This window comes from Hymenobacter psychrophilus (genome assembly GCF_900107135.1).
GTDB classification, from domain to species: Bacteria; Bacteroidota; Bacteroidia; order Cytophagales; family Hymenobacteraceae; genus Hymenobacter; species Hymenobacter psychrophilus.
Window position 1 is genome coordinate 1 of the sequence record NZ_FNOV01000028.1, and the last position, 8,292, is coordinate 8,292.

Annotated in this window: 11 protein-coding genes; 4 read left to right on the forward strand and 7 right to left on the reverse strand. The window is 55.2% G+C overall.

Annotated elements, in window-relative coordinates:
- Window positions 1–97: 97 nt before the first annotated feature.
- The 4 genes from BLW21_RS21400 to BLW21_RS20515 all read right to left on the reverse strand — a co-directional run bounded on the left by BLW21_RS21400 (window position 98) and on the right by BLW21_RS20515 (window position 2,225).
- Window positions 98–493 carry a hypothetical protein gene (locus BLW21_RS21400; RefSeq protein WP_139255365.1) on the reverse strand — a complete coding sequence of 132 codons (396 nt, stop codon included), beginning with the start codon at window positions 491–493 and terminating at the stop codon, window positions 98–100.
- A 10-nt stretch (window positions 494–503) separates the two neighbouring features.
- Window positions 504–719, reverse strand: coding sequence for a hypothetical protein (locus tag BLW21_RS20505; RefSeq protein WP_092743918.1), 216 nt, complete (start codon window positions 717–719; stop codon window positions 504–506).
- A gap of 529 nt (window positions 720–1,248) precedes the next feature.
- Complete coding sequence (locus tag BLW21_RS20510; protein ID WP_092743920.1) at window positions 1,249–1,584, reverse strand: NHLP leader peptide family RiPP precursor; 336 nt, start codon at window positions 1,582–1,584, stop codon at window positions 1,249–1,251.
- Window positions 1,585–1,811: 227 nt separating this feature from the next.
- Complete coding sequence (locus BLW21_RS20515; protein ID WP_092743922.1) at window positions 1,812–2,225, reverse strand: transposase; 414 nt, start codon at window positions 2,223–2,225, stop codon at window positions 1,812–1,814.
- An 82-nt stretch (window positions 2,226–2,307) separates the two neighbouring features.
- Here BLW21_RS20515 and BLW21_RS20520 point away from each other — a divergent pair, with 82 nt between their 5' ends.
- Window positions 2,308–2,790 carry a transposase gene (locus BLW21_RS20520; protein WP_092743924.1) on the forward strand — a complete coding sequence of 161 codons (483 nt, stop codon included), beginning with the start codon at window positions 2,308–2,310 and terminating at the stop codon, window positions 2,788–2,790.
- 138 nt (window positions 2,791–2,928) lie between these two features.
- Entirely contained in the window at window positions 2,929–3,690 is a 762-nt protein-coding gene (locus BLW21_RS20525; protein ID WP_092743926.1) for a HesA/MoeB/ThiF family protein, read from the forward strand.
- A 2-nt stretch (window positions 3,691–3,692) separates the two neighbouring features.
- Here BLW21_RS20525 and BLW21_RS20530 read toward each other — a convergent pair whose 3' ends face one another.
- The 3 genes from BLW21_RS20530 to BLW21_RS20540 all read right to left on the reverse strand — a co-directional run bounded on the left by BLW21_RS20530 (window position 3,693) and on the right by BLW21_RS20540 (window position 6,711).
- Window positions 3,693–4,418, reverse strand: coding sequence for a transposase (locus BLW21_RS20530; RefSeq protein WP_092743928.1), 726 nt, complete (start codon window positions 4,416–4,418; stop codon window positions 3,693–3,695).
- Window positions 4,419–4,427: 9 nt separating this feature from the next.
- A complete protein-coding gene (locus BLW21_RS20535; RefSeq protein ID WP_139255366.1) occupies window positions 4,428–5,219 on the reverse strand; it encodes a transposase in 792 nt (263 codons plus the stop codon).
- Between the two features lie 280 nt (window positions 5,220–5,499).
- A complete protein-coding gene (locus BLW21_RS20540) occupies window positions 5,500–6,711 on the reverse strand; it encodes an IS3 family transposase (RefSeq protein ID WP_139255367.1) in 1,212 nt (403 codons plus the stop codon).
- A 232-nt stretch (window positions 6,712–6,943) separates the two neighbouring features.
- Here BLW21_RS20540 and BLW21_RS20545 point away from each other — a divergent pair, with 232 nt between their 5' ends.
- Together BLW21_RS20545 and BLW21_RS20550 are read left to right on the forward strand one after the other, a co-directional pair.
- Window positions 6,944–7,276 (forward strand): hypothetical protein, encoded by a 333-nt coding sequence (locus BLW21_RS20545; RefSeq protein WP_092743934.1) that lies wholly within the window; start codon window positions 6,944–6,946, stop codon window positions 7,274–7,276.
- A gap of 144 nt (window positions 7,277–7,420) precedes the next feature.
- A partial coding sequence (locus BLW21_RS20550; protein ID WP_245711982.1) for a Fic family protein occupies window positions 7,421–8,292 on the forward strand: 872 nt, incomplete at its 3' end.

Below are 8,292 nucleotides of genomic sequence, written 5' to 3' on the forward strand. Positions count from 1 at the left end.
ATATGCACGAGATTCGTCATTAATTCTGCACCTGATGTTTCTTGCTCTTGATACGTCATGACTGTGAATTTCTAAATTTTTGTAAATTTCATTGAGGTTACACCGCTATTTCCTGCGTTCGGATGTTGCGCACCACTTCGTCGCAGTTTGCGCAGGCATTTGCGCCTTCCTGATGATACCATCGGCAGCGGGTGCGGATGGCGCAGGCGACGAGCGTAGCACCCGCTTTGTGGTTCATGGCTTCAACAACTTTACCTACTAGACTGCAACTGGCGTTCTGCGAACTCCAGTGACCGCAACCAGTTTTAGCACAATTGCTGGCAAACCGAAACCGTTCTTCAGGCTGGCGGGCATGCTGGCGGGCGGTATCAACGAAGGTCTGGTCAACGACGACTGGTTCTTCGAGGTACTGAATGTGGCCAGTAGCATCCTGAATACCAAAAAGGGCGGCACCGGGCTTAGCAGTCGAGCTGGGACAAAGTAGAGAAGCCATGAGTACCCGTTTAGAAAGCTGCGGTTACCGGATCTGGGTTCCACATGCCCGCCATGGGTACGTCGATGAGAACACCAAAACCGGGTTCACCTCCACTGATTTGCTCCAGCATAGCATCAGTAAGTTGGCCTTGCTCATCGAGCTGGGCGAGTTTTTTCATGAACTCACCTTGATTTTCCGCGTCTTTTTTCAACGCATTGACCTTGTTGTTGATTGAATTTTTCATGGTGTTTTTTAATTGGTGAATGTGATTTATTTTACTGTGTTTACTGGTTTTATGTGGTGTAAGAAGGGCGAAAGGGCAGTGGCATGGATGGTTTTCCACCGACATATTCCTCAGCCACGACTTTAAGTTGATCTTAGTTCAACTCGACATTCTCCGTGTTTAGCTTGGCCAGAAGATTAATATAGACTGTGGATTCGTCGGTCTGATCGCGCACCACTATGGCCTTGCCTTTGGGCAGGTTGAGTTTGTGGCCAGTAGCTTTCTCGATAGCTTCGGCGGGATTAGCTATCAACCCGCTTTTGAATTGAGGATCTTCTCAAGCTTTTTGCACGACTTGTTCAAACACACTTTGATTTAGCGTGAATTCCATGGGGTTAATTATCAAGTAATCTTGAAAATTAACCCTAGATCGGCGATAATTAAGCAGAGAATCTTTATGATAGCTAGGGGCTTACTATTCGAAATCCGAAGACTTACTCAGTACATATATATGGCTATCAATATATAACAGTTTATTTAAATTAAACACTTAATTTTTTAATATTAAATACTGTTCTAATGAAGGAAATAAACTACTAACAAAATCAGTCCATATTTTATGACCGCCACCCGCTACTGCTTCGAGCTGATCTTCTGTTAGTTCTAGACCCTGCACCTCTGGCTCTACCGGTATATTTACGTATATCTTAGATTTGTCGGTCTGGTCTGTAATTACCAAACTCTTTCCCTCTGGCAACACAACCTTAACTCCGATCAGCTTTTCTATCGCCTCTATCGGATCGACCTGTAGCTCTTTTCTAAAGCTGGAATCTTCCCAGGCTTTAGATATGATTTCTTCTATAATATCTCGTTTTCTCCGTTCCATATCCTAATTATTATGATACAAATTTGACTTATTATTTTTTTATAAATCTGCCAAAAAAACCGTCAAAAATGCCAAGTCTTATTTCCTGCTATTTTCTGAAAATAAGCACGATTTTGTTTTTTGTTTTCGGTATTAATAACCTTTGATATCGTAAATATATGTAGGGTGTTTCCTATAAACCTGCCAAATAAGCTGAAAAAATCGCCCATAGCATTTTCGTGAACGGTTTACCCCTGGTTAGGCCATTGGGTATGGTAGCCGCAGTGGTCAAACCAATGGCGCGCGTCCTGGCTGGTAATCCAGTTGATGGCTTGCTGCAGGGCCTGCTGCAGGGCCTGCTCCAGCACCTGCTCCAGCGCCTGGCGGGTGCGTGCCTGGGTGGCACGCAGCTTGGTTTTGAGCTTGCTCCAGGCCTGCTCGACCGGGCTAAAATCGGGGGAGTACGGCGGCAGAACCGCCACCTGCACGCCCCGCTCGGCCAACCAATCGACCACGCCCGGCAGTTTGTGCACCGATAAATTGTCCAGCACCAGCACATCGCCCGGCTGCAGCGTCGGCACCAGACACGCGGTCACGTACCAAGCGAAATTGACATAATTCAGGCTGCCCTCCAGCAGTTGCACCGCCCCCAGGCCCCGCACCTATAACGCCCCGATCAACGTCAGGCTACGGCCCCGGCTCAGCGGCACCGCCAGGCCCACGCATGGCCTAGCCCCCGGTCAGGTGCGCCGCTTCGGCCACTGCCAAGTCGATGGGGTGTGGGGCCAGATCTGGGTCAAAGCCTTGGCCGGCAACGAGTTTCTGTTCCTGTTTGGCAATGTGGGGCTGCCCTACATGGACCAGCTCTACGCCAAACGCTGGACCATTGAGCAGTGCTTTCAGAACCTGAAGGGGCGCGGCTTCAATCTGGAGGCCACCCATTTACGCTGCCACCGCAAGTTGCGCAAGCTCGTGGCCCTAGTCAGCCTAGCCTACGCGTTGTGCCTGAGCGTGGGCACGGTGGCTAACGCGAAAATCAAGCCTATTGCCCGCAAAAACCACGGCTACCGGGCTACCAGTTTGAGTCGGCATGGCCTGAATCTGCTGCGCCAGCTCACTCGGCCGCACGCTGCCCCAGATGAACCAATAGCTCGTAAACTCTTGGGCCTGCTGGACGCGTTCAGTCGCTATCTTGCTTGCCGACAGTCAATTAAAATAGTAGGGTAGAGTAGGGTTTCATATATTACCTTACGGGAAGGCTTGTGAAAGGATAAACCGTTCGCGAAACCGCTATATATGCGGGGATACGCCGGTTTACGAAGCGGATGCAGAAACAATGAACACGCAAACTCATTCATACAAACTGTGAAACAGCGTTACATTCGAAATAGAATATACCTGACAAGCGAAGAGCAAAACCTGATACAAGTCACACCAATCTTACTGGGTGGGGCGGGCATTGGGAGTATAATCGCTGAATGCTTAGTGCGGTTTGGCTTTGAAACCATCACCCTAATTGATGGCGACGTGGTCGAGCTGTCTAACCTCAACCGGCAGAACTACATAGAGTCAGACTTAGCAATCCCTAAAGTAGAGGCTCTGAAAAACAGACTGATTGCTATCAACAGCAACGCCAAAATCACCGCTTATAACTGTTTCATAACACCCGATACCATTCAGGACTTCGTGCCAGGCCACACGATTGCCATAAATGCATTGGATTTCACATCAGATATGCCCCTATTATTCGACAGCGTATGCCAGGAACACGGCATCCCCGTCTTGCACCCATATAATTTGGGCTGGAGTGCCCTGGTCATGGTCATTGCTGGGGACATTGGTCTGGATTCCTTGCGAGTAGCCGATCGGCCGTTTAATGAGCTAAGTGTTGTACAGTACGTATCAGACTACATGAGACGCAAGAACAGTCCACAGGAATGGCTCGATGAGACGGTAAGAAAGTATAAGGCAGAAGAAGAGCAACTTTCTCCCCCCCAGTTGTCAATAGCTTCCTGGTTAGCAGCGGGAGTCTGCACACAGATAATCTTCGATCTTGTCACGGGAAGATCGGTAAAGAAGTTCCCGGAGTTCTATTTGAGCACAATCCGGGACGCTGATGCTGTTTAGAATCACGAATGGGACTTCCAAATAATTGTGAAACCAAGGAGACAACCTTGTTTTATTCTTATGTAGACGGTCATGGCTGTTGCAGAACTCGCCCTATTGGGAAGTGAGTTGCTGCGGTGATTTCTGCGGAACACTGTTTGTCGTGTTCGCATCCGAAAAGGAGGCCACGCGGGCGGTGGTGGAGGCAAGGCGAGGGCGATTGCCTTGCCTTTACGGGGCGGATACTTGAGTGGCTTTTTCAGATTATAGGCAATCGCCGCCAAGAGCATCGTCTTCTGGGCCCCGGCTTTGCCACGCGTGCCGACACGTCGCAGACCATAGTGATGGATCAGATTGCCAAACACGGGCTCGACTGTGCTTTGGCGCTTGCGCCGCATCGCCTGCCCTTTCGGACTCTGTTGCCGCGCCCGGCGATAGGCCGGATCGTACGCCGTGCGCGTGAGCTGCTTGCGTTTGGCCGTGGGCACACACGTGGGTTTAAGGGGGCAGCGCTGGCAATCCTGATAGGCGGCCCAATAAATCTTGAGCCAGTTGCCATCGGCGCTGGTGTCATACTTGCGGAAGGGCAGCGGCTTGTCGGCTAAGCACGTGTAGCTATCCGTCACTGAATTATAGGTAAAGCCCTCGATCGTGGCTTTGTATTGGCCAAATACCGGCATCCAGGGCGTGATGCCGCGCTGCTCCAGCAAGGCATAATTGAACCCATTGACGTAGCCGGCATCAGTCAGTAGCTCATGTCAATACAGCTCCTGTGCCTGTAAGCGGGGCTGTAAACTGCCGACGATGCGGGGCAGGTGCACACTGTCTCGGCTGTCCGCGAAGTCCGCCTGTACGTGACTGGTGACGCCGTGACCGGTATCGACCGCCAGGCTACGGAGGTAATTCAAGGCACGAACCTTGCCAGGTTTGACTGATACGCGCGCGTCCGGATCGCTCGTGCTGTAGTGCGTTTTATTGCTTAGCAAACGGGCTTTGCGGTGGGTCGCCCCCAACGCGCCCGGGGCTTTTTGGCGCTTTGCCTGGCGGGTGACCTCTTGTCGCAGTTGGTGCGCCGGGGTCGTGAGTACCGCCGGGGAAGGTGGCGTGTGGGCGGTGGCGGCCCGCTTGGGCTGCAGGCTTTCGAGCGCGGCATTGGCCTTAACCGGCGCCGAATCGATGGCCTGCGTATCGCCGGCGACCAGTTCTTGGGCCACGCATTGGGCAAAAACATGATCGAACAAGTGCTCAAAGACTGCTGCGGGGAAGAGTTGACGCGTGCGGCTCACCGTCGAATGCCAGGGCAGCTCTTCGTCGAGTTCGTAGCAAAGAAAATAAAGGATGTCGAGTCGCAGGGCACAATGCTCGACGAGGCGCCGGTCGCTGACCAGATTCTCCAGTCGGCCCACGAGTACCAACTTAAAGAACACGACCGGATCGAGCGACGGGTGTCCGGTGTGACTATAAAGCGCACGCGTTTGCTCGTAAAGAAACGTCCAGTCGACCAGCTCAGCGAGCCGGCCATCGGTATTGACCATCGCCGAAACGTCCACTTTACCCCAAAAAATGGCTTATAAAGTCTTTTTCTGACAGTTCGAGACAATTTCAGTGTATACTTTGCCGCCCCATTCGAATAGGCCAAAGACGACCGTTTTGCCTCCTCCTTCCCGGCTCCGCTTGCTCTGCATCTACCGAGGACCGAAGCAGCATTCGTCCAACTCAACACCCCCCGCCAGCCCGACTGGTACGCGACGTTCGGCCTGCAAGCCGTAGTGCAACCGCAGGTAGATAGCGTTGGCCAAGCGCACACTTAGGCCTATGGGCCGTGCCGTGTCAGGAGCCGTCAAATCCAAGGCAAACGTGAGGTGGTCCAAAGTTTAGGGTGGTAGTTGGAAGAAGTTGTTGGTGAGCGTGATGGGGCGTCTGGTAGTCAATACTGGAGTGCAGGCGCTCGTGATTGTAATAGTCAAAATAGTCGGCGACGCTGGTCTGCGCATCGGTCAAATCAGCAAAAACGGGCCATTCCCGCAGTTCCAGCAATGCCGTTTTGAGCCGCGACCACAGGCTCTCGGCCTGGGCGTTGTCGTAGCACTCGCCCCGGCGGCTTTGCGAGCGAAGCGCACCGTGCTTGGCCAGCAGGGCGCGGTAGGCATTCGCGCAGTATTGGCCGCCCCGGTCGGAATGCACGAGCGGTTGCGGGGTGAGCGGTTGCGGGGTGAGCGGTTGCGGGGTGAGCGGTTGCGGGGTGAGCGGTTGGGAGAGAAAAGCCCGCTGCAAGGCCGTGGTGACGAGTTCTTCCGGCATGGTGGCCATTACGTGCCAGCCGACCACCTGCTTGCTGGACATGTCCTGAAAAGCGCACAGATAGGCCCAATGGCCCGTGGCGAGCGGCAAATAAGTGATGTCGCTGACCCATACCCGGTTGGCGTGGGTGGGCTTAGGCTGGTCGAGCAACCGGTTGAGCGCGCACCGCAGCCCGTGGGTCGAGTCGGTCGTGCGCGGGGTGTAGGCCTTGGGCTGTAGCGCATGCAGGCCCCGGCGGCGCATGGCCGTGCGCAGGCGTTGGCGGCCTACCTGATGCCCTTTGTGGCGCAGCGCGACTTGTAGACGGCGCGTCCCGTAGCGGCGTTTGTGCTGGCCAAAAACCTTAACCAGCACCGTTTCCCAGGCGGGTGTGGCCGGCCCTGTGGCCGGCCACAGGGCCGGCTGTTTCCGTGCCCGCCAGGCGTAATAGCCGCTGGCGGGTACGCCCAACACGTGGCAGAGCTGACGCACGGGATGCTGAGCGCGCTCCATATCGATAAAGCGGTAGCGGCTCATGGCAATGGCTTTTTTTAAAATGGTCAGTTCCTGCGCCTGTCGCCGGTTATCGGCGCGCAGCTGGCGCAGTTCAGCGACCGTGGCCGCATCCAGGCTAGCACCGGCTGCCATGGCGGCGGGCGTCAGGGCTGCTTTCTGCCAGTCATAAATCAGTTTTGCCCGAATGTTGATCGAGTTGGGTATCGAGGTGTTGGTCTTTGGCTGAGACGCGGGCGTAACCGAAATTCATGGCAAATGGGTCAAGAAGGTGGGGCCACGAAGATACAGGACTGGCCCCACTTTCTGGCCCCTCATTTCCGGCACAAGCCGCTATTGATTGGTGGGGTCCTGGAAGGTGTACCTTGTTGAATCCCTGTATGTGCAGTTGCTAGGCATTGATTCGGTCGGACTAGGCGAACCTACTGGATACGCATATAGCTTTAAACTACACCTTGATTTTTGGCCAGCTATGAGCCCCATGAGTCCACATAACCAGCAAGCCTATAGAGCGCTTCGCGCCTACCTGACATACCTATTGGCCAACCCACGGGACAAAGCGCTGTCAGAAGTGCCACTCCTGTTTCGGGCCAGTGTGGAGCTATTTATGCAAGGCAAAACGATGTACACTGATGCGGCTGGCCAACCCATCGTTTACGCCCACGATTTGGCCGCCTGGACCTATCAGGTCATCCATGTGTCCGGCTTGGAGTATCCCCTTCCTCTGGCCGCTGTGGACGTGGACTGCCTGCAGCGGGCGATGGCAGGAGGAGGTGAATCAGGATTTGACGATCCAATAAACCGGGTGCGGTAACTATGCTTAAGGGTATGGTTGCGTGCAGCAGGCCGCAACAGCTGATGCGGAGAATAATGCGCATATTTACCGCATAGTATGCGGAGAATAAACCCCTACATCCATCAACTCCCGGCTTGGCCGAAATTTAGCTGGCAGCCAGATGTGCTGGAAAGGCTCCTGGGGGAAGTGCGTTACCAGCAAGGCCGGCTGCTGGGGCGCGTAGAATCCTTGGGAGTGGAGCTGCGCAGCGAAGCCACCCTGCGCACACTGACGCTGGATGTACTCAAGTCCAGTGAGATTGAGGGTGAGATCCTGCCTCCGGCCTCGGTGCGCTCCTCCCTCGCCCACCGGCTGGGCCTGGAGCGCGGCGGGCTACCGGCCGCTGACCGCCGGGTCGAAGGGGTGGTCGCCATGCTACTCGATGCGACCCAGCAAGCGGATCAGCCGCTGACCGCGCAACGCCTCTTCGGCTGGCACCACGCGCTGTTTCCGACTGGCTACAGTGGCCTCTACCCGTTGCAAGTCGGGGCCTGGCGCACGGGGCCGATGCAGGTCGTATCCGGCCCGATGGGGCGGGAGCGCGTGCATTACGAAGCCCCGGCGGCTGAGTTGCTGGCAGAACAGATGCAGGAGTTTATAGACTGGTTTAACGGCTCCCCTGAGCTGGACCCGGTACTGAAGGCGGGCCTGGCGCACTTCTGGTTCGTGACGATCCACCCTTTCGACGATGGCAACGGCCGCATCGCCCGTGCCATTGCCGACCTGCAGCTGGCTCGAGCCGATGGCAGCGGGCAACGGTGCTACAGCATGTCGGCCCAGATTCAGGCCGAGCGCCAGCAGTATTACGACTTGTTAGAGACCAGCCAGCGCGGCTCCTTGGATGTGACGGCTTGGCTCACGTGGTTTCTGGCCTGCCTGGGACGGGCCGTGACGGCGGCCGAGCAGACGCTGGCCCAAGTTCTGGCAAAGGCCCGTTTCTGGGAGCTGCACCGGTCGACTGCGCTGACGGAGCGCCAGCAGCGGCTGGTGACCCG

Coding starts and splice junctions, on each gene's coding strand:
- BLW21_RS20505 (WP_092743918.1), bottom strand. CDS start 719: ATGAAAAATTCAATCAACAACAAGGTCAATGCGTTGAAAAAAGACGCG.
- BLW21_RS20510 (WP_092743920.1), bottom strand. CDS start 1,584: ATGGAACGGAGAAAACGAGATATTATAGAAGAAATCATATCTAAAGCC.
- BLW21_RS21400 (WP_139255365.1), bottom strand. CDS start 493: ATGGCTTCTCTACTTTGTCCCAGCTCGACTGCTAAGCCCGGTGCCGCC.
- BLW21_RS20545 (WP_092743934.1), top strand. CDS start 6,944: ATGAGTCCACATAACCAGCAAGCCTATAGAGCGCTTCGCGCCTACCTG.